Below are 26,975 nucleotides of genomic sequence, written 5' to 3' on the forward strand. Positions count from 1 at the left end.
CGGATCGACCGGACCGGTCAGACGTCGCGCTTCTGCAGCAGCGCGTACGCCGCGCCGAACACGACGGCCGTCACGCCCAGCATGATCCACAGCGGGTCCCAGCCGGACGGGCCGGACCGGCTGAGGGAGTTGGAGTAGAAGACGCTCAACTGGTTGGGGATCGAGTACTGGACCAGCTTCTCGCGCAGGCTCGCCAGCGACTCGGAGAACATGAACAGCGCGATCACCAGCGGGGCGAGCACGGCACCGATCATGATGGTGACGGCGCCCGCGGAGTGCCGGATGATCGAGCCGATCACGAGCGAGACCAGGCCGAGCAGGGCGATGTAGAGGCTGACGCCGACCGTGGCCTTCAGCCACTCGCCGCCGGACGGGTGGCTGGCGCCGCTGCCGTCGAGCATGGACACCTGGGCCATGGCCACGAGGGAGGCCGACGCCAGGGTGACCGTGAAGGCGACGGCGAAGAACACGATCGCCTTCGCCGCGAGCACCCGCCCCCGGCTCGGGCAGGCGACCATCGTGGTACGGATCATGCCGGTGCCGTACTCGGAGGCCGTGGTCAGCACGCCGAGCGTGATGATGCACATGCTGCCCAGCAGCAGCCCGAAGAAGCCCAGGCCGAGGGCGCTCTGGCCGTCCATGTCCGAGGTGGAGTCCGCCACCAGCGCGCCGGCGGCCAGCCCGATGCCGACCACCAGCAGCACGAAGACGCCCAGCGTCCACATCGTCGAGCGCACCGACCTGATCTTCGTCCACTCGGAGGCGACCGCGTGCCCGAGGTGCGTGCGCACCACCGGGATCGGCGAGGTGTATCCGGAGTACGAGGCTCCGGGCGCCGCCTGCCACTCGGGCACGGCGGCTGCTGCCTGCGGCATCGGGGGCTGGTGGGTGCTCATCGGGCGTCCTCGGGCTTGGTCGGGGCGACGGGTGCGGCGGGGGCGGGGGCGGCGGACCCGGGCGATTCCGCGGCCGGCGCGGCGGCCGGCGCCGGGGCGGCGGGCGCCGCGGGGGCGGGCGGCTGCTGCGGTACGGGCGGCTGGGCGTAGGGATTCGGCCGGCCTGCACCGGGAGCGCCGTACGGGCCGGGCGCCCCCGCCGGAGGGCCGTACGCCCCCGCGGGCGCCCCGGGGCCGCCGTACGGCCCCACGGGCGCCCCGCCCTGCTGCTGGGGCGGCGGCGGGGCGTACCAGCCCGGCTGGCCCTGGCCCGGGACCGGCAGGGGCGGCTGGGCGCCGGGCGGCAGCGGCTGCTGCAGGCCCGCCTTCTCGTCGATGGTCGAGCGGTAGTCCACGGCGCCCTGGGTCATCCGCATGTACGCCTCCTCGAGCGAGGCCTGGTGCGGCGACAGCTCCCACAGCCGTACGTCCGACTCGTGCGCGAGGTCGCTGATGCGGGGCAGCGGCAGCCCGGTGACCCGCAGCGCGCCGTCCTGCTCCGGCAGCACGTGACCGCCCGCCTCGGTGAGCGCGGAGGTCAGCTTCTCCCGCAGCTGCGGCTCGCTGTCCGGGGTGCGGACCCGCGCGAAGTCGGCCGAGTTGGCCGAGATGAAGTCCTTCACGCTCATGTCGGCGAGCAGCTGGCCGCGCCCGATGACGATGAGGTGGTCGGCGGTCAGCGCCATCTCGCTCATCAGATGGCTGGAGACGAACACGGTCCGCCCCTCCGCCGCCAGCGCCTTCATCAGGTTGCGCACCCAGAGGATGCCCTCGGGGTCGAGGCCGTTGACCGGCTCGTCGAACAGCAGCACCTGCGGGTCGCCGAGCAGCGCGGCCGCGATGCCGAGCCGCTGGCCCATGCCGAGCGAGAACCCCTTGGAGCGCTTCTTGGCCACGTCCTGGAGTCCGACGACCCCGAGCACCTCGTCCACCCGCCGGGCCGGGATGCCCGACAGCTGCGCCAGGCACAGCAGGTGGTTGCGGGCGTGCCGGCCGCCGTGCACGGCCTTGGCGTCAAGCAGCGCGCCGACCTGGCGGGGTGCGTTGGGCAGCTTGCGGTACGGATAGCCGCCGATCGTCACCGTGCCCGCGGTCGGGTTGTCCAGGCCGAGGATCATCCGCATGGTGGTCGACTTGCCCGAGCCGTTGGGCCCGAGGAAGCCGGTCACGGCGCCCGGTCGTACCTGGAAGGAAAGGTTGTACACGGCGGTCTTGTCGCCGTAGCGCTTGGTCAGGCCGACAGCCTCGATCATGCTCCGCACCCATCAAAAGGTTCAGGACAGCAGGGCACACGCCCCCGTAAGGGTTAGGAGGATATCCGGGCGCTGACGGTTCCGCCCAAGGGAGAGTAAAGCCCCGCACGCGCTCCGCTGCCCGGGCGGATGAAGGCGGCGGAGGCAACGGCCCGCGAGAGGCACCCCCACTCACCGGGCACGGACCCGAGCCCCTTGAACCCCCGGAGCACGCACCGGCGTGCGCCTCAACCGCTGCCGCGGCGGGCGCGGGGCACGCCTTCGCCCGGACGACGGGGCCTCCGCCGACTGGCCTGGGGTGTGGGCGGTGCCTCCACTCGCCGCACCCCCGGTGCAGACCCGAGCCCTGGCTCGGGGACTCTCGGAGCACGCACCGACGTGCACGCCCTTCAGGCGGACGAGGATCTCCGTAACCGGCCTGGGGTGTGGACGGCGGTGGCCCCGCTCGCCGTACCGGGCACGGTCCCGGGCCCCTGGCTCCGGGACCGCCGGAGCACGCACCGGGATGCAGCTCAGCCGTTGCCGCGGCGGGCGCGGGGCACGCCCTCGGCGCGGGTGACGGGGCCTCCGCAGCCGGCCTGGGGTGTGGACGGCGGTGGCCCCGCCCGCCGTACCGGGCACGGGCACGGGGCTTCGGCCCAGCCGCTGTCGTTCCGGGCGCCGATGCCCTAGGCGTCCCGTTTCCGGAGGAGGACGTAGCCGCCCGCCACCGCCGCGATCACCCAGAGCAGCATGATGCCCAGCCCGCCCCAGGGGCCGTACGGGGTGTCGTCGCCGATTCGGGGGACCACCTGCATGATGCGGCTGCCGGCCTGGTCGGGCAGGTACCGGCCGATCTTCTTCGTCGCGTCGACGTTGCCGAGGATGTTGGAGACCAGGAAGAAGAACGGCATCAGGATGCCCAGCGACAGCATCGGCGAGCGCAGCATCGCGGCGACGCCCATGGAGAACACGGTGATGAGGGTCATGTACAGCCCGCCGCCGATCACCGCCCGCAGCACCCCCGGGTCGCCCAGTTGTGCCCGGTGGGGGCCGAGCACGGTCTGCCCGAGGAAGAAGGCGGCGAAGCTGGTGGCGAAGGAGACGACCAGCGCGAGCCCGGTGGCCACCGCGATCTTGCTGAACAGGAAGGTGCCGCGCCGCGGCACGGCCGCCAGCGAGGTGCGGATCATGCCGGTGCTGTACTCGTTGGACACCACCAGCACGCCGAACACGATCAGCGCGAGCTGGCCGAGGGTCATGCCCGCGAAGCTGACCAGGGTGGGATCGAAGGAGAGCCGCTCCCGTACCGGCATCCTGTCGTACTGGCTCCTCGACAGGGCCGAGATCAGCATGCCGACGGCGACGGAGACGACCACGGCGACGGAGAGCGTCCACAGCGTGGACGCGACAGACCGGATCTTGGTCCACTCGGACCGGACGACCTCGACGGCGGCCATGACTCAGGTGCCCTTCTTCCAGTCGGCGCCCCAGCCCTCGGGCACGGGCGCGGTGTCGCTGTGCGCGTGGTACTCCACCGACCCCGCCGTCAGCCTCATGAACGCCTCCTCCAGGGAGGCCTGCTGCGGACTCAGCTCGTGCAGCGGGACCCGGTGCTCGGCGGCCAGCTCGCCGATCAGCTCGGCCTTCCCGCCGTCCACCTCCAGCGCCCCGCCGCCCGCCTCCACGGCCGTGATCCCGGCCCGGTGCAGCACGTCCAGCAGCCGCTCCTGCTCGGGGCTGCGGACCCGGACGTACGACCGCGAGTTCTGCCGGATGAACTCGGCCATGGAGGTGTCCGCGAGCAGCCGCCCCTGCCCGATGACCACCAGGTGGTCGGCGGTCAGCGCCATCTCGCTCATCAGATGGCTCGAGACGAACACCGTCCGCCCCTGCTCCGCCATCGACTTCATCAGGGTGCGGATCCAGTGGATGCCCTCCGGGTCGAGCCCGTTGACCGGCTCGTCGAACATCAGGATCCGCGGATCGCCGAGCAGCGCCCCCGCGATCCCGAGCCGCTGCCCCATCCCCAGCGAGAACCCCTTGGCCTTCTTCCGTGCCACCGAGGTCAGCCCGACCGTCTCCAGCACCTCCCGCACCCGGCTCTTCGGGATCCCGTTGCTCTGCGCGAGGCACAGCAGGTGGTGGTACGCGCTCCGGCCCCCGTGCACGGCCTTGGCGTCCAGCAGCGCCCCGATGTACGTCAGCGGGTCCTTCAGCCGGTCGTAGTGCGTGCCGTCGATCCGGACGTCCCCGGCGGTGGGACGGTCGAGGCCGAGGATCATCCGCATGGTCGTGGACTTCCCTGCCCCGTTCGGCCCGAGGAAACCGGTGACGATGCCCGGCCGCACGGCGAAGCTCAGTCCGTCGACCGCCAGCGTCTCGCCGTACCGCTTGGTCAGTCCGTCCAGCTCGATCATGCGGTCACGCTAGAACGGGACGAAGCCCCCTGCCACCGGAAGGAGTGGCAGGGGGCTTCGACTGCGTGCGGTCGCCGGGCGTCCGGGTGTTACCGGGACTGCTGGGCCGGAACCCCGCGGGAGATCGGCTCGTCATCGGCCGGCGAACTGGCCGCGGCCACCGCGGCGCCCGTGAGCGTGGCGAGCATCTCGCGGACGTTCGTCAGCTGGGCGTTGATGCTGTCGCGGCGGTTGGTGAGAGCCGCGAGCTCGCGCTCGGATTCCGAGCGGATGCGGTCGGCCTTGGCGTTGGCGTCGGCCACGATGTCCTCGGCCTGGCGCTGGGCCGTCTCGACGGTCTGGCGGGCGCGGCGCTCGGCGTCGGTGCGCAGCTTCTCGGCCTCCAGGCGCAGCTGCTCGGCGCGGTGCTCGATCTCCGCCAGGCGCTTCTCGGCCTTCTGCTGACGCGAGGCCAGGTCGCGCTCGGACTGCTCGCGGCGCTTGGCGAGGTTCGTCTCGAAGTCGGCGGCGGCCTGCGCGGCCTTGGCGCGGGTCTCCTCGAAGAGGGCGTCCGCCTCCTCGCGCTTGGACTGCGCGTCCTTCTGCGCGTCGGCCCGCAGCTGCGAGGCGTCGCTCTTGGCCTTCTCGACGATCCGGACGCCTTCGTCCTCGGCCTTGGCCTTGCGCTCCGCGGCGAACGACTCCGCGTCGTTGCGCACCTGCTGGGCCGCCGACTCCGCGAGTTCGCGGTGCTGCTCGGCCGCGCGCCGGGCCTCCTCACGCAGATCCTTGGCCTCTTCCTCGGCGAGGCGGAGGATCTTCTCTACGCGCGCGCCGAGACCCGCGTACGACGGCTCGGCGTCGCTGATCTGGGCCTGGGCGTTCTGCGTCTCGAGGTGGAGTTCCTCGATGCGCTTTTCCAGAGCGGTGATGCGGGCGAGAGCGCTGTCACGGTCGGAGACGAGCTTGGAGATTCGTTCGTCCACCTGAGCGCGGTCGTACCCACGCCGCACAAGCTCGAAGCCGTAGGGGGAAGTGTCGCTCATGGGGTTCCTGTCGAATGAGACCGGTGAGGTGATAGGTGGAATCCTAGGGGCCGAAGCGGTGTGTCATCGAGCGGATACGTGTTTGATCTGGAGAATGACACCTCTTTTGAGTGGCTGACCCCCGGACGGCTTGCGAATGATCTTGCCGAGGAAGGGGTCAAAGCACCCAGAAGACATCAGAAACCACCCTGTGCGCTAGCTGTCTGACGACTTGCCACCCGATCGGGGCGGTCCCACGGTGGCGCCCGCCTTGACGCCGCCGTCCTTCCCGGACGACGGGGCCTCGAAGGACTCCAACGCCTCCAGCACGTCCTGGACACGGGAGATCTCGGCGTTGATGTCCTCGCGCCGGCGCACCAGGACCTCCAGCTCGCGCTTGCCCTCCTCGACCGACCGCCTGGCCTCGCGGATCGCCTCGGCCTTGAGCTCCTCGGCCTCCCGGATCAGCGAGGCCTTCTTCTGCTCGGCCTCCTTGAGCAGCCCCTCCGCCTTCTTCACCGCCGCGATACGGACCTTGCCCGCCTCGGAGTTCGCCTCCGAGACGATCTCCTTGGCCTTGGCCTGCGCCTTGACGAGCTGTTCCTCGGCGGCCTTGATGAGCGCGTCGCAGCGGTCACCGGTCGACTTCATCGTCTCCGCGGCCTCACGGCGGGCCCGCTCGTGCAGCTCCTCGATCTCGCCCGTGATGCGGTCGCGCAGCTCCTCCGCGCGCTCCCGGATCGCGGTGGCGTCCCGGCGGGCGCCGACGAGCAGCTCGTCCGCGTCCGTACGGGCCTTCTCCACCGTCGAGTTGCCCTCGACCCGTGCCTCGGACACCAGCCGTTCGGCCTCCTGGCGGGCCACGCCCACCATCGTGTCGGCCTGCGACTCCGCTTCCGCGGTGGTCTTCAGCGCCTGCTGCTGCGCCTCGGTCAGCAGCTTGTCGGCCTCGGCCGTGGTCTCCGTGATCAGCGTGTCGACCTGTTCGGCCGCCTCCGAGCGCCGCTTGTTGGCCTCCTTGCGGGCCTCGTCCAGCGTCCGCTCGGCTTCCTCACGGGCGGTCGTCACCAGCCGCTCGGCCTCCGCCTCCGCGTCCGCCCTGACCCGCTGCGCGTCGGTGCGGACCCGCTCCGCGTGCTGCTGCGCGGCCCCGACCGTCTCGGCGGCCTCGCCGCGCAGCCGCTCCGCGTCGCCGGAGGCGTCCGCGATCAGCTTCTCGGCCTTGGCCACCGCCTCGGCCCGGACCCGGTCGGCCTCGGCGATCGTCTCCGACTGGAGCCGCTCGGCCTCGTTGCGCGCCTCGGTGATGAGCGTGTCCGCCTGCGTCGCCGCGTCGGAACGGATCCGGTTGGCGTCCTCCCGGGCCTCGGCCCGGGCGCGCGCCGCGGACTGGTCGGCCTCGGCCAGCGTGTCCGACGCCTGGGTCCGCGCCCGCTGGGCGTGCGCCGTGGCGTCCGCCCGCAGCCGCTCGGCCTCGGCGATCGCCTCCGCGGTCGTCCGCTCGGCGAGCGCCTTGGCGGCCTCCGTTTCGTCCCGCGCCTCGCGGCGCAGCCGGCTCGCGTCCTCGCTCGCCCGCTCCCGTTCGGCGTAGGCGTCGGCGCGGACCCGGCCCGCCTCCTCCTCGGCCTCCCGGCGCATCCGCTCCGCCACGTGCTCGGCGGCGGAGCGCAGACCGGCGATCTCCTCCTGTGCCTGCTCGTGCAGCCCGGCGACGGAGTCCCGTACCTGCTGGGCGTGCAGCTCGGCCGCCGACACCATCTCGGTGGCGCGCCGGTCGGCCTCCTCCACCAGCCGGACCGCCTCGGCCTGCGCGTCCTCCACGCGCCGGCGCGCGGAGGCCAGCAGCTCCTCGCTCTGCTCGCGGGCCCGCTCACGCTCCTGGCCGGCCTCCGCGCGCGCGGCACCGACCAGCTCATCGGCCTCGCGGCGCCGGCGGGCGGCCTCCTCCTGCGCGGCGGCCAGCGTCTCGGACGCCTCCGCGGCCAGCCGCTCGGCGGCGGCCTGCGCCTCCGCCCGCACCCGGTCGGCGGAGTCCTGGGCCTCCGACTTCAGCCGCTCCGCCTCGGCCGCGGCCTCCGACCGCAGGCGTACGGCGATGGCCTCGCCCTCCGCCCGGGACGCGGACGCGTCCGACGCGGCCTCGTCCCGCAGCCGCTGGGCCTCCGCCTCCGCCTGCTGCTGGAGCGCACGGATCCGCTCGGCGGCCTCCGTGCGCAGCCGCTCGGTCTCCTCGCCGGTCTCCCGGCGCAGCCGCGTGGCCTCCTCCCGGGCGTCCGTCAGCGCCTGCTCGGCGGACGCGAGCCGCGCCTCCGCCTCCGCGTGCAGCCGGGTCAGCTCCTCGGCGGCCTCCGCCTGCCGGGCCTCGACCGCCCGCTCGGCTTCCTCGCGCAGCTCGCGCGCGGTCTGCTCGGCGTTCGAGGTGATGGTCTCGGCGAGCTCCACCGCCTCCTCGCGGGAGCGCTCGGCCTCCGCGCGGGTGCGCTCCAGGACCTCCTCGGCCTGCCGGCGCAGCGTCGTCGCCCGTTCGATGGCCTCCGTACGGACCTTCTCGCTGTCCGTCGTGGCCTTCTGCCTGAGCTCGTCCGCGTCCGCCTTCGCCTTGGCCAGCAGCTCCTCGGCGGACTTCGCCGCCTCCTCGATCTGCGCCACGGCCTCGCGCCGGGCCTCGGCGCGGATGCGGTCGCCCTCGGCGACCGCGTCCGAGCGCAGCTGCTCGGCCTCGCCGCGCAGCCGGCGGGCCTCCTCCTGGAGCTCGACGGTCTTGGCGCGGTACTCCTTGGTGTCGTCCTTCGCCGCGCCCTTGAGCTGCTCGGCGATGTCGTGCGCCTCGCCGCGCAGCCGGTCCGCCTCGGCCTCGGCCTCCCGGCGGATCCGCTCGGCCTCCTCGGTCGCGGCCTTGGTGGTGTTCCGGGCTTCCTCGGCCGCCTTGTTCAGCACGTCCTCGGCGGTCTTCGCCGCCTTGGACAGCTGGGTCGCGCTCTCCTCGGCGGTGAGCGTACGGGCCTTCTCGGCGGCCTCCGCGACGATCCTCTCGGCCTCGGCGCGGGCGTCCGCGACCAGCTGCTCGGCCTCGGACCTGGTGTTCTCGGCCTCCTTGGTGGCCTCCTCGACCAGCCGGGCGACCTGCTCCTTCGCCGTGCGCGTGCGCTGCTCGTTGGCGGACTCGGCGCCGGCGAGCGCCTTGGCGGCGGCCTCCCTGGCCTCCGTGAGCACCTTCTCGGCCTCGGACTGCGCCTTGCGGAGGGCCTCGTCCGCCTCGGCCATGCGCTGCTCGGCGGCCCGGCTCAGCTCGGTGGCCTGGCGGCGGGCCGCGTCGGACTCCGTCGCGGTGGAGGTGCGCAGCTGCTCGGCGTGGTCGGTGGCCTCCTGCGCCTGGGTGGAGGCGGCGTTCAGCAGCCGCTCGGCGTCCGTGCGGGCGCGGCGCAGGAGCTGCTCGGCCTCCGCGCGGGCCGCCTCGGCCTCGCTCTGCAGCCGCTGCCGGGCCTCGGCGGTCACCCGTTCGGCCTCCGCCCGGGCGGCGGCCATGGCCTGCTCGGCCTCGGCGCGGGACTCGTCGAGGAGCCGGCGGGCCTGGGCCTCGGTGCGGGCGCGCAGCTGCTCGGCCCACGCCACGTTCTCGTTGACGTGCGACTCGACCGTCTGGCGCCGCTCGGCGAGCTCCTGGTCCAGCTGCTGGCGGCGGGCCACGGCCTCGGCGTGCAGCTCGGCCTGGAGCCGGGCCGCCTGCTCGGCGTGCTCCTGGAGGATGCGCTGGGTCTGGGCGCGGGCCTGGCTCAGCTCCCGCTCGGCGTCCTGGCGCAACTGGTCGGCCTGGACCTGGGCGTTGCGCAGCAACTGCTCGGCCTGATAGCCGAGGTCGGCACCGTCGAAGGCGGGCCGGGACATGATGGTGCGCCGCGCCTCGTGCAGCTTGGCGCGCAGCACCTCGACCTGGTAGCCGAGGTCCTCGGCGTGCTGGATCGCCTTTTCCCGCTCGGTCTTCAGCCGCTTCATCTCGGCCTCGAACCGAGAGAGGTGGTCGACGTCAGCCGCCGGCTCTCGCTCCTGGCTCTCGTAGCCCCGCACTGCGCGGTCCCATCCGTCCCCTGGTAGCAAGCCTGTCCAAACGAGCTCCGTCCATCCGCCGGACGGGGCCCCCGGGGAATGGTGTCAGATCAACGGTGGAGCACGGGCTGCTGCCCCGACGCTCGTCCCCCGAAACCCGGACCCCGGAGGTCCTGCCGGTGACGGCAGGACCCGGCCGTCCCGGTGATGCGGGACGACCGCCCCCAACCCTACCGGCCCTTATGTACGAGGGTCAGTGCTCAGGTGACTCAACAGGCGCCGATGTGACCAGTTCTGTGAGTACGCCATGGCAATCCTTGGGGTGCAGGAAGGTGATCCGCGACCCCATGGAGCCACGTCGTGGCTCCTCGTACAGAACGCGTACGCCCTTCCCCCGGATGTCCGCGGCGTCCGCGTCGACATCCGCCGTACCGAAGGCGATGTGGTGGACGCCCTCCCCGTTCTTCGCCAGCCATTTGGCGACGGTGGAGTCCTCCCGGACCGGTTCCAGCAGCTGGAGGTAGGACGACCCCCCGTCGGACGTGTCGTTGATCTTGAGCATGGCCTCGCGGACGCCCTGCTCCTCGTTGACCTCGGTGTGGAACACCTCGAAGCCGTACGTCGCCCGGTAGAACTCGACGGTCGCGTCGAGATCGTGGCAGGCGATACCGATGTGGTCGATTCGCGTCAGCATGGTGTCAGTGCAGCGCGCCTCGGGTGGTTACGCAACGTGCGCGCGATCACACCGACGGCCCGATGACGGGGTGCGGTACCGGTCAGTACATTCGAAGTAAACCCTCGTTCACTCCTCAGCTTTGTGCAGCTGGAAGGGGATCCCACCTCATGTCAGCATCGAACAGCACGACCTCCGTCATCGTCGCGGGTGCTCGCACCCCGATGGGACGGCTGCTCGGCTCGCTCAAGTCATTCTCCGGGGCCGATCTGGGCGGCTTCGCTATCAAGGCCGCCCTCGACCGTGCGGGGATCGGTGGCGACCAGGTGCAGTACGTGATCATGGGCCAGGTCCTGCAGGCCGGGGCGGGACAGATCCCGGCGCGGCAGGCCGCGGTCAAGGCGGGCATCCCGATGAGCGTCCCGGCGCTCACCGTCAACAAGGTGTGTCTGTCCGGCCTCGACGCCATCGCCCTCGCGGACCAGCTGATCCGGGCGGGCGAGTTCGACATCGTCGTCGCCGGCGGCCAGGAGTCCATGACCAACGCCCCCCACCTGCTGCCCAAGTCCCGGGAGGGCTTCAAGTACGGCGCCGTCGAGATGCTCGACGCCATGGCGTACGACGGCCTGACCGACGCCTTCGAGGGCATCGCCATGGGCGAGTCCACGGAGAAGCACAACACGCGCCTGGGCATCAAGCGCCCCGAGCAGGACGAGATCGCCGCCCTGTCCCACCAGCGGGCCGCCGCCGCGCAGAAGAACGGCGTCTTCGAGGCCGAGATCACCCCGGTCGAGATCCCGCAGCGCAAGGGCGAGCCGGTCGTCTTCAGCAAGGACGAGGGCATCCGCGGCGACACCACGGCGGAGTCCCTGGGCAAGCTGCGGCCGGCCTTCGCCAAGGACGGCACGATCACCGCCGGCTCCTCCTCGCAGATCTCCGACGGCGCCGCGGCCGTGGTCGTGATGAGCAAGGCCAAGGCGCGGGAACTGGGCCTGTCCTGGATCGCCGAGATCGGCGCGCACGGCAACGTGGCGGGTCCGGACAACTCCCTGCAGTCCCAGCCCTCCAACGCCATCCTGCACGCCCTGAAGAAGGAGGGCCTGGAGGTCTCCGACCTCGACCTCATCGAGATCAACGAGGCCTTCGCCGCCGTCGCGGTCCAGTCAATGAAGGACCTCGGGGTTTCCACGGAAAAGGTGAACGTGAACGGTGGCGCCATCGCCCTCGGTCACCCCATCGGCATGTCGGGCGCCCGTCTGGTCCTGCACCTGGCCCTGGAGCTGAAGCGCCGGGGCGGCGGGGTCGGCGCGGCCGCGCTGTGCGGCGGCGGCGGGCAGGGCGACGCGCTGATCGTGCGCGTGCCGAAGGTCTGAGTGCACCCTCGTTGTAGGCCCTTGCAGTAGGTCCCTTTCGCGAACGGAGCTGTGATGCAGGACGTCTCCTCTCTGGTGGCCCAGGCCAGGGAAGGCCGGCCGCGGGCCGTGGCCCGGCTGATCTCCCTGGTGGAGGGGGCGTCCCCGCAGCTCAGGGAGGTCATGGCCGCCCTGGCGCCGCTGACCGGGAACGCGTACGTGGTCGGTCTGACCGGCTCCCCGGGTGTCGGCAAGTCGACGTCCACGTCGGCGCTGGTGACCGCGTACCGCAAACAGGGCAAACGGGTGGGCGTCCTCGCGGTGGACCCCTCCTCGCCCTTCTCGGGCGGCGCCCTGCTCGGCGACCGGGTCCGTATGTCGGAGCACGCCTCCGACCCGGGGGTGTACATCCGTTCGATGGCCACCCGGGGCCACCTGGGCGGGCTGGCCTGGGCCGCCCCGCAGGCGATCCGCGTGCTGGACGCGGCGGGCTGCGACGTGATCCTGGTCGAGACGGTCGGCGTGGGCCAGTCGGAGGTGGAGATCGCCTCCCAGGCGGACACCTCGGTGGTCCTCCTGGCCCCGGGCATGGGCGACGGCATCCAGGCGGCCAAGGCGGGCATCCTCGAGATCGGTGACGTGTACGTCGTCAACAAGGCCGACCGTGACGGTGCCGACGCCACGGCGCGTGAGCTGAACCACATGCTGGGCCTCGGTGAGTCCCGTGGCCCCGGGGACTGGCGCCCGCCCATCGTCAAGACGGTCGCCGCCCGTGGGGAGGGCGTCGACGAGGTCGTCGAGGCCCTGGAGAAGCACCGGGCCTGGATGGAGGAGCGCGGCGTCCTGTCCGAACGCCGGCTGGCCCGCGCGGCGCGGGAGGTGGAGACCATCGCGGTCACGGCCCTGCGGGAACGCATCGCCGACCTCCACGGGGACCGCCGCCTCAGCGCCCTCGCGGAGCAGATCGTCTCCGGGGAGCTCGACCCCTACCGCGCGGCGGACGAGCTGGTGGCGGGACTGACGGCGGGCTGACCGTCCGGTTCCCCCGCCCCCGCCGCCCCTGCCCTCTCCCATCCCCGGGGGCCCCGCCCCTTCCCCCGCCGGGGGCTGCGCCCCCTGGGCCCCCGCCGGGGGCTACACCCCCCCGCCCCTGCGGGGCTGTGCCGCCTGGCCCCTGCGGGGCTGTGCCGCCTGGCCCCTGCGGGGCTGTGCCGCCTGGACCTCTGCCGGGGGCTGCGCCGCCTGGCCCCCCGCCCGGGGCTGCGCCGCTGGGACGATCGCGGGGCGTCCCTGTCGCCCGTAGGCGGTTCCTCTTGCGCCATGCGGGGCTGTGCCCCTGCCGGGGGCTCCCTGCGGGGCTGCGGCTTTGGATGCCGTTCGGGGTGAGCCTCCGGAGTCTGGCGGGGCTCCGCCCGTGTGCCCATGACTCGGGCGAGGGGGCGGGTCATGTCGCCGTGGGGTCGTGGGTCCGGGCCGGGTGCCGCGCCGGGGCGGCTCCGTGCCGGTCTCGGGACACCGACCGGGACGGGACCCGGCGCCGATGCCGCGCAGCGGAGCGGCAGGCGAGACCTGAACACCCGCCTGCCGCTCGCGCCCCCCCGGCCGGGTCAGGGGCGGCCCCGCTGCCCCCGCAGGTGTTCGGCGATGGGCTTCAGGGCCTTGTCCAGCTCCGTCAGGGCTTCCGGCGACAGCAGGTCGATGAAGTGCTTCCTGACGGATGCCACATGATGTGGCGCGACCTTCTTCATCGTCTCCATGCCGTGCTCGGTGAGGACGGCGTAGAGCCCGCGGCGGTCGGACTCGCAGTTCTCGCGCCGGACCAGGTTCGCGTTCTCCATGCGGGTGATCTGGTGCGAGAGCCGGCTCTTGGACTGCAGCGTGGCGGACGCCAGGTCGCTCATGCGCATCCGCACGTCATCGGACTCGGAGAGGTTCACCAGGATCTCGTAGTCGTTCATCGTCAGGCCGAACGGCTGCAGGTCCTTTTCGAGCTGATACGTCAACAGCCTGTTGACCTCCAGGTGGGTGCGCCAGGCGCACTGCTCCGCATCGGTCAGCCAGCGCGTGGCCGTTTCGGTCTCCATGAATGAAGTCTACCTAAAATGTTGAAAGGCGAACTAGTGAGGGTGGTGTGACTGTGCGCACGCGTTCGACGTCACACTCCGCAGACTACCGCTCACAGCCCGAAGCGACGCTGGAGGTCTCCCAGCTGTCCGGGAAGGCGCGGAGCCGCCGACGGTTGCGCTCCGTGTCCACCCGGTGTCGCCGAGCCACCGCCGGGCACGCCCGGCTCCGGCGGAACCGCCCCCGTCGACTGCTCCGCCATCAGCGTCTCGCTCGACTGGAGCAGCACCGTCCCGGCCCCGACGAACTCGAACTGATGCTCCTCCCCGGAGGCCCCGCCGAGCCCCGTCATCGCACGTAGACCGCCCATCACGCCCGTGAGGTACCCGTGGTCGTAGTGGTGGCACGGCGACGGGCAGTCGGCCCAGCCGACGAGCGCCTGCGGGTCCACCCGGATGGGGGGTTCCATGAACACCACCGGTCCGTTGGATGCGGCCACGAACTTTCCGGTTCCGATCAGTGTCAGAAAACCCGGCACGATCGACTGCTTGAGAGCAAGACTTGGCTGAAAAGCGAGGAGGTTGCCCGCGCGAATGGTCAGGTTGCCGTCGTCCAGGTCGAACGAATTGACGTCGAACGCCCGGTCGGCGAGCAGCATCCGCCCGGACCCCGACGCCACGACCCAGTCGCTCGCGTGCAGTGGCGAATGAAAAGACGTACGGACAAGTCGGTCGAGTCGCCCGTGCCCGATCCCGTTGAACTCGATCGCCCCGTAGTAGGCGATCATCTTCCCCTTCTGCAGGAACCACTCGGCGCCCTTGAGCTCCACGCAGAAGGTGTACTTGTTCACGTTGTCGTCGACGGGCAGCGTCATGGGGTCGTACACCACGGGCCCGCCGGGAGTTCCGTACCCGCTCACAGCTTCTCCTCCGAGGCCTGGACGAACACCGTGCCGCTGCCGCTGAGCTCCAGCTGGAACGCCTCGCCGGAGCCGCGCCCCACCATGTCGCGCCAGCCGAGGGCGGTGGACAGCTTGTTGCGTACGTCGCCGTGGTGGGCGACGTATGCCTGTGGGTCGACGTGGACGGGCCGCTGCGGTGTGATCGGCACCTCGAAGACCCCGCCGTGCGCCATCACCGCCACCGCCCCGTGGCCCTGGAGGGTCGTGGTGAACAGGCCCTGCCCGGTGACCTGGCCCCGGACCATGCCCATGACCCCGCCCTGCGAGCCCATGAACATCGTCCCCTGCCGCAGCGTGCCCTCGAAGGCCAGCAGCCGGTCCGCCTCCACGTAGAGGGTGTCGCCGGAGAGGTTGATGACGTGGACGTGGTGGCCGCCGTGCCCGAAGAAGACGGTGCCGCTGCCCTCCACGGTCATCAGGGGCGTGGCCTCGCCGGCGACGCGCCGCCCGATCATCGACATGATCCCGCCCTGCCCGCCCTGGATGCTGGGGGTGAAGGAGACGTCGCCCTGGTAGGCGAGCATCGCGCCGCGCTGACTGAACAGCCGCTGCCCGGGCACGACGGTGGCCTCGACCATCTTGGAGTTGATCTCTCTCAGCGGCATCTCACACGTCCCCCGCGATCGTGTTCCGCTCGCTCGGCTGTACGTACACCAGCCCGTCCCCCTCGAAGCGGATCTGGAAGGCCTCGCCGCCGCCCTCGCCCAGGAAGGTGCGGAAGGTCACACCGGACTGGAGGGACTGCCGGACGTTCCCCTGGTGGGCGATGTAGGCGCCCGGGTCGACGACCAGCGGGTACTGGGGGCTGACGCGGAGCACGACCGCCGGCCCGTCGGACATGATCGCCGCCTGTCCGTGCCCCTCGACGGTCGTCGTGAACAGCCCGTTGCCCTGGGAGGCGCCGCGCAGTCCCGTGAAGGTCGTCCCGGTCCGCAGCCCGGCGTCGGTCGCGAGCAGGTTGCTCGACTCCACGTACAGCTTGTCCCCCTGGAGGGCGACGAGGTTGATCTCCGAGGCCCGGTCGGCGAACCAGCACGTCCCGTGCCCCCTCACCTCCATCACGGTCATCTGTTCGCCGGTGAGCCGCCGGGTCACCATCCCGCGCAGACCCTCACCGCCCCCGCTCAGCTTCTTGAAGGCCATCTGCCCGTCGTACGCGACCATGGAGCCGTTCTTCGCCTTGACGGCGTCCCCGGTCATGTCGACGGCGAGCACCTTGCTGCCTTGAAGTCGGAACATCGCCACGGGGTGAAGGTAGCGGGCGGCCGGTGCCGCCGACAGTGCCTGTGTCGCCCCGGCGCCCGGCCTCCGCCCCCGGTTTGCCACAATGGGCGGAAGTTTGTGCACGCGTTCACAAGTCAGCGCTGCGCATGCCGTCGACCCTCTCCCACCGAAGGTGACCCGTGGACATCAAGACCGCCAGCGCCCTCCGCCGCCTCCGCCTGGTCTCCGCCCCGGAGGCTGTGTCCTTCCTCGTCCTGCTCGTCTGCTCGGTGCTGAAGCGGACCACGGACTTCAACGCGGTGCCCGTGATGGGCGCGGTCCACGGTGTGCTGTTCGTCCTGTACGTGGTCTTCTGGGCCGACGCCTGGAACCGCGCCCGGTGGGACATCAGGACCGGGGTCCTCTACTTCGTCCTCTCGGTCCTGCCCACCGGCGGCTTCTTCGCCGAGCGCAAGCTCCGGCGCGAGGCCGAGAGCGCCGTCATCGCCGCCCGCGCCCGCAAGGAAGGAATCGTGAACGCATGATCGTCGCCTTCTCCGTGACGCCCCTCGGCGTCGGCGAGGACGTGGGGGAATACGTCGCCGACGCCGTCCGCGTGGTCCGCGAGTCGGGCCTGCCGCACCGCACCGACGCCATGTTCACCTCCGTCGAGGGCAAATGCAGGCACCTTTGAGTACATGACCAGCACGGCGATCTACCTGCGGCTGTCCCGCGAGAGCGACGACAGCGCCTCAATCGAGACTCAGCGCGCTGCTGCCCATCAGTGGCTTACCGGCCATGGGTACGACCCGGCTGAAGCCGTCGAGTACATAGATGCGGGCGTCAGCGGAGCCAAGCCGCTGGAGCAGCGCAAGGGCATGTCGGCGCTGATGGCGGCAACGCCTGATGTGGTGATCGCATGGAAGCTGGATCGCTACGCCCGCAGCGTGGGCGAGTTCCTGCGGCTGGTGGCGTGGGCGGAAGCCTACGGGGCCAAGATCGCGACCACAGACAACACGATCGACACCAGCACGCCAACCGGCCGCATGGTGGGGAACGTCCTCGCTGCACTCGCTGAGTGGGAACGCGGCATGATCGCTGCCCGTATCAGCGAAGGGCACGAGACGCGCCGGACACAAGGACGGTGGTCCAGCGGGAGAGCGCCGTTCGGATACCAGATCATCCGGCGGGACGGTGCGGCCTATCTCGCCGTCGACGCTGCGCAAGCCGAACTCATCCGCGCTGCTGTTGCCAAGCTGATCAGCGATGGCACGGTAGCGGGCACCGCTCGCATGGTCGGCTTGTCTGAACCCCAGTGGCGCAGACTCCTGAAGTCGCCGACGCTCCGGGGCCACCGTGCCCACAAAGGCGCCCTGGTGCTGGCTGCCGATGGCGTCACGCCGGTTCAGTTCGCCGACCCGATCCTGACTGCCGCCGAAGCCAAGGCCGTACGGGAACGTCTACTCGCGCTGGCCACCGGCACCGACCGTGCACCCCGCCGGGCGACTCCCCTGGTTGCCGGTCTGGCGTTCTGCTATCGCTGCGACGGCAGGCTCAATGGCGGAACCAGCGACAAGGGCGTACCGCTGTACCGCTGCAAGGCTGGTCACGTGACGATCTACGCAGAGACGCTGGATCAGCGGGTGGAGGCCGAATTCCTGCGTACCTGGGGGCCCGACCCCGGCCGCTGTGCCGGGGTTTTTCCGTGCCCACCGCCCTGCCCGGCGGCAGACCCGCCTCTTTGAGCGACTGCTCAAAGAGGTGTAACTTCCGCCGTGGACAGGTTGAGCGGTCGCTCAAACGGCCGGACGGGCCGGCCTTCCGGCCGACAGGGGGACACATCCATGGCGCTCCAGGCGTTCCACATAGAGACGCGCATACGGGCCGGCCTCGACATCCTGCGGGAACGCACCCAGGAACCGGCCCAGCGGCGCCGCTGGGAGTCCCGCCTCACCCTCATCGACCACTGGCGCTGTGTCCCCGACGCCGACGGTGTCCGCTTCCTCGCCGGTCACGACCACCGCCCCCGCCGGGGCGCCCCCCGGGCGCTCGCCGACCGGCTGGTGGTGCGCCCCCTGCGCGGCTGGGCGACGGCCTGGTCCCTGGACCGGCTGCGGCTGTGGGCCGAGCACGGCATCACCCCGGAGCGGGCGCGCCGGAACTGGCTGGCCGAGCTCGCGGTCCGCGCGCTGGTGCTCACCGTCTGCGGCGCCGGTCTGAGCCTCGGCCCCGCCGTCCCCCTCTTCGGCCCGCTCGCCGCGGCGCTGGCCTACCTGTGCCCGCTGCTCCTCGTCGTCGGTGTCTTCCTCGCCCTCTTCAAGGCGCCCCTGTCCTGCACCCCGGCCGCCCGCCGCTGCTCGCGCACCCTGTCCTCGGGCGTCGGTACCCCGTGCCTCCTGCGCACCCTCGGCAACGGGTCATGAGCCCGGAGCCGGCGACGTCTCGACGCGGCACCCAGGGCAAGTCCCAGGGCAAGTCCCAGGAGACCAGGACCAGGCTCCTGGAGGGTGCCCTGCGCGTCCTCACCGAGCAGGGGATCGCCAAGACGTCCGCCCGTACGGTCGCGGCGGCGGCCGGGGTCAACCAGGCGCTGGTCTTCTACCACTTCGGCTCGGTGGACGAGCTCCTCGCGGCGGCCTGCCGTTACGGCGCGGAGAACGCGGTGGCCCGGCACCGAGCGCGACTCGCGTCCGTCTCCTCCCTCTCCGAGCTCCTGGCCGTGGGCCGGGAGATCCACGCACAGGAGCGGGCCGGCGGCCACGTCGCCCTGCTCGGCCAGCTCCTGGCCGGGGCGCAGACCCACGAGGCCCTGGGGCCGGCCACGGCGGCGGGCCTCGACCTGTGGATCGCGTCGATGGAGCAGGTGCTCCGGAGGGTGCTCGCGGCGACCCCGCTCGGCGAGTTCACCGACCCGGCGAACCTGGCCCGCGCGGTCGCCGCGTCCTTCGTCGGCATCGAGCTGTACGAGGGCGTGGACGAGGCGGGCGCCCACGCGGCCCTCGACGCCCTGGAGCACCTCGGCGCGCTCGTGGCCGCCCTGGAGGACCTCGGGCCCGTCGCCCAGCGGGCGGTCCGCCACCATCTGCGCCGGGCGGTCCCGGGCCCGGAAGGCCCGGCCGACCGAAGGCCGAGACGGAGCTGACCGGGATGTGACCGGCGGGTAGGGTCTGGTGACGTGCCGAAGCCTCTCAGTCTTCCCTTCGACCCCATCGCCCGCGCCGACGAGCTCTGGAAACAGCGGTGGGGAAACGTGCCGTCGATGGCGGCGATCACCTCGATCATGCGGGCGCACCAGATCCTGCTGGCCGAGGTCGACGCGGTGGTCAAGCCGTACGGACTGACCTTCGCGCGGTACGAGGCACTGGTGCTGCTCACCTTCTCCAAGGCCGGTGAACTGGCGATGTCCAAGATCGGCGAGCGGCTCATGGTGCATCCCACCTCCGTGACGAACACCGTCGACCGGCTGGTGAAGTCCGGGCTCGTGGCCAAGCGGCCCAATCCGAACGACGGGCGCGGCACGCTCGCCAGCATCACCGACAAGGGCCGCGAGGTGGTCGACGCGGCCACCCGGGACCTGATGGCGATGGACTTCGGCCTCGGGGTGTACGACGCCGAGGAGTGCGCGGAACTCTTCGCGATGCTGCGCCCGCTCCGGATCGCGGCGCACGACTTCGACGCGGACTGAGCGCGGGCGACCCGGGGCAAGATCTCCCGGATCGGGCGGTTACGCTCGACGGCATGAAAAAGAGCGTGCTGACCCGCTACCGCGTCATGGCCTACACCACCGGTGTGCTGCTGGTGCTGCTGTGTCTGAGCATGATCGCGAAGTACGGGCTTCACATCGACGGCGCCGCCGACTTCACCCGGGTCGTCGCCATCGCCCACGGCTGGCTGTACGTCGTCTACCTGGTCTTCGCCTTCGACCTGGGCTCCAAGGCCAAGTGGCCGGTCGGCAAGCAGCTGTGGGTGCTGCTGGCGGGGACGATCCCGACCGCCGCGTTCTTCGTCGAGCGGAAGATCACCCACGAGCTGGAGCCCGGGTCCGCGGACCAGGCCCCGGCCGTCGCCGAGGCGTAACACCTGAGCCTCCACCGCCGCGCGAGCCCCGTGCGGCGGCGTGCCGTCGACATTTACTAGGACGTCCTAGTAAATTCGTCGTATGGATGCTGACGCCATCGAGGAAGGCCGCCGTCGCTGGCAGGCCCGCTACGACGCCGCGCGCAAGCGCGCCGCAGACTTCTCCACGCTCTCCGGTGATCCCGTGGAGCCGGTGTACGGGCCCCGGCCCGGCGACGAGTACCAGGGCTTCGAGCGGATCGGGTGGCCGGGGGAGTACCCCTTCACGCGCGGGCTGTATCCGACCGGCTATCGCGGGCGCACGTGGACCATCCGGCAGTTCGCCGGCTTCGGCAACGCCGAGCAGACCAACGAGCGCTACAAGATGATCCTGGCCGCCGGCGGCGGCGGACTCTCCGTCGCCTTCGACATGCCGACGCTGATGGGACGCGACTCCGACGACCCGCGCTCGCTGGGCGAGGTCGGGCACTGCGGGGTGGCCATCGACTCGGCGGCGGACATGGAGGTCCTGTTCAAGGACATCCCGCTGGGCGACGTGACGACGTCCATGACCATCAGCGGGCCGGCCGTGCCCGTCTTCTGCATGTACCTGGTCGCAGCGGAGCGGCAGGGCGTGGACGTGTCCGCGCTCAACGGCACCCTCCAGACGGACATCTTCAAGGAGTACATCGCCCAGAAGGAGTGGCTCTTCCAGCCCGAGCCGCATCTGCGGCTGATCGGTGACCTGATGGAGTACTGCGCGGCCGGCATCCCCGCCTACAAGCCGCTGTCCGTCTCCGGCTACCACATCCGGGAGGCCGGCTCGACGGCCGCGCAGGAGCTGGCGTACACGCTCGCGGACGGCTTCGGCTACGTCGAACTGGGGCTGTCGCGCGGCCTGGACGTGGACGTCTTCGCGCCCGGCCTGTCCTTCTTCTTCGACGCGCACGTCGACTTCTTCGAGGAGATCGCCAAGTTCCGGGCCGCGCGCCGGATCTGGGCGCGGTGGATGCGGGACGTGTACGGGGCGAAGAGCGAGAAGGCGCAGTGGCTGCGGTTCCACACGCAGACCGCCGGGGTGTCGCTGACGGCCCAGCAGCCGTACAACAACGTGGTGCGCACGGCCGTGGAGGCACTGGCGGCGGTGCTCGGCGGGACCAACTCGCTGCACACCAACGCCCTGGACGAGACGCTGGCCCTGCCCAGCGAGCAGGCGGCGGAGATCGCGCTGCGCACGCAGCAGGTGCTGATGGAGGAGACCGGCGTCGCCAACGTGGCCGACCCGCTGGGCGGTTCCTGGTACGTCGAGCAGTTGACGGACCGGATCGAGGCGGACGCCGAGAAGATCTTCGAGCAGATCAGGGAGCGGGGCCTGCGGGCCCACCCCGACGGGCGGCACCCGATCGGGCCGATCACCTCCGGCATCCTGCGGGGCATCGAGGACGGCTGGTTCACCGGCGAGATCGCCGAGTCCGCCTTCCGCTACCAGCAGGCGCTGGAGAAGGGCGACAAGAGGGTGGTGGGCGTCAACGTCCACACCGGGTCGGTCACCGGCGACCTGGAGATCCTGCGGGTCAGCCACGAGGTGGAGCGGGAGCAGGTCCGGGTGCTCGGGGCGCGCAGGACGGCGCGGGACGAGGCACGTGTGCGTGCGGCCCTGGACGGCATGCTGACCGCGGCGCGGTCCGGGGCCAACATGATCGAGCCCATGCTGGACGCGGTGCGGGCGGAGGCGACGCTGGGGGAGATCTGCGGGGTCCTCCGGGACGAGTGGGGGGTGTACACGGAGCCGGCGGGCTTCTGACCGCCACCGGGCGGGGGCGGGCCCGGCTCCGCCCCCTCAGGGGGTCGCGGGGCCGGGGGGCGGTGACGTCAGGCCGTGCAGGAGCACCCGGGTGAAGCTCCGTACCCATTCCTCGTCCGCCGGCTTGCCGCTCACCAGTGTGCGGTGCACCACCGCACCGGCGACGACGTCGAAGATGAGGTCGGCCGTGCGGGCGGCCTCCACGGGGTCGGCCTCCGCGGGGAGTTCACCGCGGGCCTGGGCGCGGGCGCGGCCCTCGAGGACGAGGCGCTTCTGGCGGTCCACGATGGAGGCGCGGACCCGTTGACGCAGGGCGTCGTCCCGGGTCGACTCCGCGACCGCCGCCATCAGGCCGCTCTTGGCCTCGGGGCGGGCCAGGATGGCCGCGAACTGGAGGACCACGCCTTCGATGTCGGCGGCGAGGCTGCCGCGGTCGGGGAGTTCGAGTTCGTCGAAGAGTTCGGCCACCGCGTCCACGACGAGTTCGTTCTTGCCCGCCCAGCGGCGGTAGAGCGTCGTCTTCGCGACCCGGGCCCGCGTGGCCACGTCTCCCAAGGTGAGCTTGGACCAGCCGAGTTCCACCAGGGCCTCCCGGGTCGCGGCCAGGATCGCGGTGTCGGCGGCGGCGCTGCGCGGGCGTCCGGGGCGGCCGGCGGGGGTGCTGCTCTGCATGCCTTGACCATAACCGGCGGTTCCTGTGAGGCCGTGAGGGAGATCACCGGGGCGGGGTGTCGCCCGCACCCGCGACGGTATTACGCTACGACTCGTAGCGAAAACGCGCGGCGCGGGGTCGCGGCGAGGGCCCGTGGGGACCGCACGGGCGACGACCGCACGGCGTGGGGTGGGGACCCGGCGCCGCCGACACGACGTTTTTTCACACACGCGCGGGAACGGGGGAGGATAGGCGCATGCAGCCACGGAACATGTCCATGAGCGGCGTCGTCGACCTCGCCGCGGTGAAGGCGGCCCAGGAGGCCAAGGCCAAGGCGGAGCAGGCGCGCGCCGAGGCCGCCCGGCAGGGCGGCGGCACCGGTGCCGTCTCACCGGCCGATCTCGTCATCGACGTCGACGAGGCCACCTTCGAACGCGATGTCCTCCAGCGCTCCGCCGAGGTCCCGGTCGTCATCGACTTCTGGGCCGAGTGGTGCCAGCCCTGCAAGCAGTTGAGCCCGGTACTGGAGCGGCTGACCGTCGAGTACGCCGGCCGCGTCCTGCTCGCCAAGATCGACGTCGACGCCAACCAGATGCTGATGCAGCAGTTCGGGGTGCAGGGCATCCCGGCCGTCTTCGCGGTCGTCGCGGGACAGGCGCTGCCGCTCTTCCAGGGCGCCGCCGGCGAGGCGCAGATCCGGCAGACCCTCGACCAGTTGGTCCAGGTCGCCGAGGAGCGCTTCGGCCTGACCGGCCTGACCGTCGACCCGGACGCCCAGCCGGGCGGCGGCGTCCCCGCGGCGGCCGGACCCCCGGCGGGGCCGTACGACGCGCTGCTCGAGGCCGCCGTACAGGCCCTGGACGCCGGGGATCTGGCTGGTGCCGTCCAGGCCTACAAGAACGTACTGAACGACGACCCGGGCAACACCGAGGCCAAGCTCGGCCTGGCGCAGGCGGAGTTGCTCCAGCGGGTGCAGGGCGCGGACCCGCAGCAGGTGCGCCGGGACGCGGCCGACAAGCCGCAGGACGTCGAGGCACAGATCGCGGCCGCCGACCTCGATCTGGTGGGCGGGCACGTCGAGGACGCGTTCGGGCGGCTGATCGAGACCGTGCGGCGCACGGTGGGTGACGACCGGGACGCCGTCCGGCGCCGGCTGCTCGAGCTCTTCGAGGTGGTCGGCTCGGACGACCCGCGGGTCGTGGGGGCGCGCCGGGCCCTGGCTCGCGCCCTGTTCTGAAGCGGCTGTTGACCAGTCGCTAAACCTCCCGGCATGTGATGCCGGGGTGAAAGATCGGCCAGTCCCACGTCACGGCGGCCGCGCTTTACCAAATCTTGGTAATCGCGGCCGCTGTTACTCGCAGTAAAGCAGGGCCGTTGATCTGTCTGGTTCCGTCCAAAGGTCAACGGTTTTGTTCTGCCCTTGGATGCCACCCAGCGTCGCACTTCGAGACCGCCGGGTCGTCCTTCGGTTATCCGGCCGTTACTAGCCAGTAACGAACCCCCTTGTGCGGGCGGCGAGAATGCACCACGATCGGCGACGCTCGGTCCATTCCCGCACCCCGGCAGCCGGTCGGGTCGGCGGGGCACTCTGGGTCCCCACCGGGCAGAGTCGGCGGCAGTGGCGCCGGCTCTAGGACAGGGGGGTCTTCGCCGCACGGTGAAGCCTGTCCAGCAAGGTTGTGCGTGATGCGTGTCAGGCGCGACCAGTGGTTGTCGCTCGGGGGTGATCGCCGGTGATTCGGGCGCGGTTCGTGCCTCCGAGCGCGGGCGCTCCCCTTCCCGAGGACGTAGCGCTTCTCCCATCCCTGCCCGGCTGAGCCGCCGCCTCGGTGGTGAGCAAGGGTCAGGAGATGTACGTCCGAGAAGGAGGAAATATGGAGTCCCAGGTGCGTGGCGGGACCAGATGGAAGCGGTTCGCTGTGGTCATGGTGCCCAGCGTCGCCGCTACGGCAGCGATAGGTGTCGCCCTCGCGCAGGGCGCTCTCGCCGCGTCGTTCAGCGTTTCCGGCCAGTCGTTCAAGGTCACGGCCGACAAGCTCGAGGGCACCGGCTTCTCGCAGTACGGTGCGCTCGACGCCGGCTACACGCTCGACGGCAACAAGACGGCTCACCCCGTCGCCGTGTCGGCCTTCAAGTCGGCCACGATCAGCAACATGTGCCAGTCGGTGGTCACGCCGAACATCCCGGTCTTCGGATCGGTCAGCCTGATCCTGAAGGCGGGCGCGGACAAGCCGGTCGAGGCCGACAACCTGTACATCGACGTCGCCGACCTGAACGCCGACGCGACGTTCAAGGGTCTCGACATCGGTGTGGCCGCCAAGGACGCCTCCAAGGGTCCGGGCATGAAGGGTGGCAGCGAGCAGGCCAACCCGTTCGGCTTCGCGCAGCAGGCCGACTCGGCCACGCTGACCGACGTGAAGCAGACGGCGTGGGCGACCACTGCCGGAACCTTCAAGCTCAGCGGACTGCACATGTCGCTGTCGACGGGTACGCACGAGTGCTACTGAGCATTCGTTGACGGGCGGGGGAGCCGATGGCGCCCCCGCCTGTCCACTCTCCGGCCGCGTTTCACACGTGGCACACATCACCACCACAGCAACGCCGCACCAGGGAGCTGTTTTCCATGAGCGCCGAGACCCCTGCCGCCGCATCCGGCCAGTTCACCCGCCGGAGGCAGCAGTTCCGCGCCTGGCGGGGCACCCGTCCGTTCTGGGCTGGTCTGTTCGTCTTGCTCGGCGGCTTTCCGATCATGTACTTCCCGTACGCACACCTGCAGCTCGGCCATCTGACGCTGGCGATGTCCACCACCGCGGGAGCGGGATCCCTGATCATCGGTGTGCTGCTCCTCGTCCTGGGCGTCAGCCTCTGGTTCCAGAAGCACGTACGGGTCTTCGCGGGCGTCGCGGCGATCCTGCTGGGGCTGGTGTCCATCCCCGTGGCCAACTTCGGCGGCTTCGTCGTCGGCTTCGTGCTCGCCCTCCTCGGCGGAGCGATGGCGGTGGCCTGGGCGCCGGGCGTCGAGGCACAGCCGCAGGCGGTGCCGCAGCCGCAGGCGGTGCCCGAGGCCGCGCCCGCCGACAGCGGTGCCCCCGCGCCCGTGTCGTTCGGCAAGGACGCGAACGGGGTGGGCGACTCGAACGACCTGTCAGGAACGAGCCCGGCGAACGGGGCGAACGGGAGGCACAGTGCCGGCTGACGAGGTGACCCACGGGACTGAGGTGGACGAGTCCCGTGTGAGAACCGGGCCGCGCCACGCGGCACCCAAGAAGCCGCTGTTCACCAGGTTCCAGATGCCGGCCGGCAAGGCGATAGCCACGGTGGCGATGCCGACCGCGGTCCTCATGGGCATGGGATTCACGTCCAGCCTCGCCCTCGCCGACAACGGCTCCTCGCCGTCGGCGTCGGCGTCGTCGAAGAGCCTGACGGCCGACGAGTACAAGGACTGCGTCAAGGCGCTGTCCGACTCCTCGGACGGCACGGACGCCTCCGCCTCGCCGTCGCCGTCCGCCTCCGAGAGCGCGGGCGACTCCACCGACACGAGCGGGAGCACGCCGGACCCCTCGGCGTCGGGCGGCACCAAGGACACCTCCGGCGGGTCCACCTCGGCGGATTCGGGTTCCGGTGGCAAGCCGGACCCCACGCCTACGGCGACCGCCTCCGCCGGGTCCTCGGACTCCAAGGACACCTCGTCGTCCGGTGACACCGCCACTGCGGCCCCGTCGGCGTCCGAGAGCGGCGGCGGTCTGCTCGACACCGTCGGGGACACGATCGGCGACATCTTCACCGGCGGCTCGGGGTCCTCCGCGAGCGCGAGCGCGACCCCCGGCCCGTCGGAGTCCGCGTCGTCCTCGGCGTCGCCCTCTTCCTCGTCGTCCTCCGGGGACAGCAAGGACTCCGGCTCGTCCGGCACCGTCAAGGACACGGTCGACAAGACCACCAAGACGGTCGAGGACACCGTCGAGGACACCACCGGCACGGCCTCCGAGGCGGCGGACGACGCCACCACGGCGGCCGGCGACGCGGCCGCGACGGCCACCGCCTCACCCAGCCCGTCGGCGAGTCCCGGTGACGCCGCCGCCGACTGCCCGGCCGCCACGCTCGACGAGAGCGGCATCGACAACAAGGTGCCGGTGGCGGACGACCCCTGGTACCTGAACGCCAGCTCCCTGCTGCTCAAGGGCGCCGACTACCAGGGCATCGTCGAGGTGAAGACGGCCAACGGGACCAAGAAGAAGGTCCTGAAGTACGTCATCTCCGGCGGCACCGACATCGGGGACCTGCACCAGACGGTCAACGACAAGCAGTCCGGCAAGACCTACCACGTGCAGGCCGCCAAGGGCACGACGTCGACCATCACCGGTGGCGACACCGTGATGTACACCGAGAGCATCTCCGGCAACCTCTTCGGCCTGATCCCCGTGACGTTCAGCCCGGACAGCCCGCCGCCGCTGAACATCCCGCTCATCTACTTCACCAACGCCAAGGTGACCCAGGCAGCCCAGTTCGGTGGCAACCTGCACGTGCCCGGGATGCACGTGTACACGACCGACTGAGCGGCCGCACAGGCCCGTTCGG

General features: G+C 71.5%; 25 protein-coding genes and 1 pseudogene. 14 read left to right on the top strand and 12 right to left on the bottom strand.

Annotation, left to right across the window (positions count from 1 at the left end; translation table 11 throughout):
• Window positions 1–17: 17 nt before the first annotated feature.
• From ABZX30_RS11890 to mce, 7 genes are all read right to left on the bottom strand, one after another.
• Entirely contained in the window at window positions 18–896 is an 879-nt protein-coding gene (locus ABZX30_RS11890; RefSeq protein WP_355931986.1) for an ABC transporter permease subunit, read from the bottom strand.
• Entirely contained in the window at window positions 893–2,188 is a 1,296-nt protein-coding gene (locus tag ABZX30_RS11895) for an ATP-binding cassette domain-containing protein (protein WP_355931988.1), read from the bottom strand. Before ABZX30_RS11895 ends, ABZX30_RS11890 begins: the two co-directional genes overlap by 4 nt.
• A gap of 668 nt (window positions 2,189–2,856) precedes the next feature.
• Entirely contained in the window at window positions 2,857–3,627 is a 771-nt protein-coding gene (locus ABZX30_RS11900) for an ABC transporter permease (protein ID WP_355931991.1), read from the bottom strand.
• A gap of 3 nt (window positions 3,628–3,630) precedes the next feature.
• Window positions 3,631–4,587 carry an ATP-binding cassette domain-containing protein gene (locus ABZX30_RS11905; RefSeq protein ID WP_355931994.1) on the bottom strand — a complete coding sequence of 319 codons (957 nt, stop codon included), beginning with the start codon at window positions 4,585–4,587 and terminating at the stop codon, window positions 3,631–3,633.
• Between the two features lie 89 nt (window positions 4,588–4,676).
• Complete coding sequence (locus tag ABZX30_RS11910) at window positions 4,677–5,612, bottom strand: cellulose-binding protein (RefSeq protein WP_355931997.1); 936 nt, start codon at window positions 5,610–5,612, stop codon at window positions 4,677–4,679.
• Window positions 5,613–5,807: 195 nt separating this feature from the next.
• Complete coding sequence (gene scy / locus ABZX30_RS11915) at window positions 5,808–9,656, bottom strand: polarized growth protein Scy (protein ID WP_355931999.1); 3,849 nt, start codon at window positions 9,654–9,656, stop codon at window positions 5,808–5,810.
• A 232-nt stretch (window positions 9,657–9,888) separates the two neighbouring features.
• Window positions 9,889–10,329: a methylmalonyl-CoA epimerase gene (gene mce / locus ABZX30_RS11920; RefSeq protein WP_355932002.1), complete on the bottom strand. Its 441-nt coding sequence runs from the start codon at window positions 10,327–10,329 to the stop codon at window positions 9,889–9,891.
• A 149-nt stretch (window positions 10,330–10,478) separates the two neighbouring features.
• Between mce and ABZX30_RS11925 the strand changes: the two genes are divergently transcribed.
• Complete coding sequence (locus ABZX30_RS11925) at window positions 10,479–11,681, top strand: acetyl-CoA C-acetyltransferase (protein ID WP_355932004.1); 1,203 nt, start codon at window positions 10,479–10,481, stop codon at window positions 11,679–11,681.
• A gap of 54 nt (window positions 11,682–11,735) precedes the next feature.
• Window positions 11,736–12,692, top strand: a complete 957-nt coding sequence (gene meaB, locus ABZX30_RS11930) for a methylmalonyl Co-A mutase-associated GTPase MeaB (protein ID WP_355932006.1) — start codon at window positions 11,736–11,738, stop codon at window positions 12,690–12,692.
• Window positions 12,693–13,267: 575 nt separating this feature from the next.
• Here the strand turns inward: meaB and ABZX30_RS11935 are convergent.
• The 4 genes from ABZX30_RS11935 to ABZX30_RS11950 form a co-directional block, all read right to left on the bottom strand.
• Window positions 13,268–13,744, bottom strand: a complete 477-nt coding sequence (locus tag ABZX30_RS11935; RefSeq protein ID WP_355932009.1) for a MarR family transcriptional regulator — start codon at window positions 13,742–13,744, stop codon at window positions 13,268–13,270.
• A gap of 92 nt (window positions 13,745–13,836) precedes the next feature.
• Window positions 13,837–14,643, bottom strand: a complete 807-nt coding sequence (locus tag ABZX30_RS11940) for an AIM24 family protein (protein ID WP_355932012.1) — start codon at window positions 14,641–14,643, stop codon at window positions 13,837–13,839.
• Complete coding sequence (locus ABZX30_RS11945; protein ID WP_355932015.1) at window positions 14,640–15,290, bottom strand: AIM24 family protein; 651 nt, start codon at window positions 15,288–15,290, stop codon at window positions 14,640–14,642. Before ABZX30_RS11945 ends, ABZX30_RS11940 begins: the two co-directional genes overlap by 4 nt.
• A gap of 1 nt (window position 15,291) precedes the next feature.
• Complete coding sequence (locus tag ABZX30_RS11950; protein ID WP_355932083.1) at window positions 15,292–15,924, bottom strand: AIM24 family protein; 633 nt, start codon at window positions 15,922–15,924, stop codon at window positions 15,292–15,294.
• 164 nt (window positions 15,925–16,088) lie between these two features.
• Here ABZX30_RS11950 and ABZX30_RS11955 point away from each other — a divergent pair, with 164 nt between their 5' ends.
• The 8 genes and pseudogenes from ABZX30_RS11955 (at window position 16,089) to ABZX30_RS11990 (ending at window position 21,748) form a co-directional block, all read left to right on the top strand.
• Window positions 16,089–16,433: a DUF3817 domain-containing protein gene (locus ABZX30_RS11955; protein WP_355932017.1), complete on the top strand. Its 345-nt coding sequence runs from the start codon at window positions 16,089–16,091 to the stop codon at window positions 16,431–16,433.
• Window positions 16,430–16,567: pseudogene (locus tag ABZX30_RS11960) on the top strand (thiamine-binding protein); the annotation flags it as partial. The gene ABZX30_RS11955 and the pseudogene ABZX30_RS11960, both read left to right, overlap by 4 nt.
• Window positions 16,568–16,586: 19 nt before the next feature.
• Entirely contained in the window at window positions 16,587–17,633 is a 1,047-nt protein-coding gene (locus tag ABZX30_RS11965) for a recombinase family protein (protein ID WP_355932020.1), read from the top strand.
• Window positions 17,634–17,732: 99 nt separating this feature from the next.
• Window positions 17,733–18,311 carry a hypothetical protein gene (locus ABZX30_RS11970; protein WP_355932023.1) on the top strand — a complete coding sequence of 193 codons (579 nt, stop codon included), beginning with the start codon at window positions 17,733–17,735 and terminating at the stop codon, window positions 18,309–18,311.
• A complete protein-coding gene (locus ABZX30_RS11975) occupies window positions 18,308–19,030 on the top strand; it encodes a TetR/AcrR family transcriptional regulator (RefSeq protein ID WP_355932026.1) in 723 nt (240 codons plus the stop codon). Before ABZX30_RS11970 ends, ABZX30_RS11975 begins: the two co-directional genes overlap by 4 nt.
• A 33-nt stretch (window positions 19,031–19,063) precedes the next feature.
• On the top strand, window positions 19,064–19,573 hold the full coding sequence (locus tag ABZX30_RS11980; RefSeq protein ID WP_355932029.1) for a MarR family transcriptional regulator: 510 nt from the start codon (window positions 19,064–19,066) through the stop codon (window positions 19,571–19,573).
• A gap of 53 nt (window positions 19,574–19,626) precedes the next feature.
• Window positions 19,627–19,965 carry a DUF3817 domain-containing protein gene (locus tag ABZX30_RS11985; RefSeq protein ID WP_355932031.1) on the top strand — a complete coding sequence of 113 codons (339 nt, stop codon included), beginning with the start codon at window positions 19,627–19,629 and terminating at the stop codon, window positions 19,963–19,965.
• An 82-nt stretch (window positions 19,966–20,047) separates the two neighbouring features.
• The gene (locus tag ABZX30_RS11990) at window positions 20,048–21,748 is read left to right on the top strand and encodes a methylmalonyl-CoA mutase family protein (protein ID WP_355932034.1); all 1,701 of its coding nucleotides are present in this window, start codon (window positions 20,048–20,050) and stop codon (window positions 21,746–21,748) included.
• A 36-nt stretch (window positions 21,749–21,784) separates the two neighbouring features.
• On the opposite strand, the gene ABZX30_RS11995 is transcribed toward ABZX30_RS11990, so the two are convergent.
• A complete protein-coding gene (locus tag ABZX30_RS11995; RefSeq protein ID WP_355932037.1) occupies window positions 21,785–22,420 on the bottom strand; it encodes a TetR/AcrR family transcriptional regulator in 636 nt (211 codons plus the stop codon).
• Between the two features lie 236 nt (window positions 22,421–22,656).
• Between ABZX30_RS11995 and ABZX30_RS12000 the strand changes: the two genes are divergently transcribed.
• The 4 genes from ABZX30_RS12000 (at window position 22,657) to ABZX30_RS12015 (ending at window position 26,953) form a co-directional block, all read left to right on the top strand.
• A complete protein-coding gene (locus ABZX30_RS12000) occupies window positions 22,657–23,637 on the top strand; it encodes a tetratricopeptide repeat protein (protein ID WP_355932038.1) in 981 nt (326 codons plus the stop codon).
• Between the two features lie 637 nt (window positions 23,638–24,274).
• Window positions 24,275–24,907, top strand: a complete 633-nt coding sequence (locus ABZX30_RS12005) for a DUF6230 family protein (RefSeq protein ID WP_355932040.1) — start codon at window positions 24,275–24,277, stop codon at window positions 24,905–24,907.
• Window positions 24,908–25,023: 116 nt separating this feature from the next.
• The gene (locus tag ABZX30_RS12010) at window positions 25,024–25,596 is read left to right on the top strand and encodes a DUF6114 domain-containing protein (RefSeq protein ID WP_355932042.1); all 573 of its coding nucleotides are present in this window, start codon (window positions 25,024–25,026) and stop codon (window positions 25,594–25,596) included.
• Window positions 25,586–26,953 (top strand): hypothetical protein, encoded by a 1,368-nt coding sequence (locus tag ABZX30_RS12015; protein ID WP_355932043.1) that lies wholly within the window; start codon window positions 25,586–25,588, stop codon window positions 26,951–26,953. The genes ABZX30_RS12010 and ABZX30_RS12015 overlap by 11 nt, the downstream gene beginning before the upstream one ends.
• Window positions 26,954–26,975: the final 22 nt, after the last annotated feature.

It is taken from the genome of Streptomyces sp. NPDC004542 (assembly GCF_040610035.1).
In the GTDB taxonomy this organism is placed as follows: domain Bacteria; phylum Actinomycetota; class Actinomycetes; order Streptomycetales; family Streptomycetaceae; genus Streptomyces.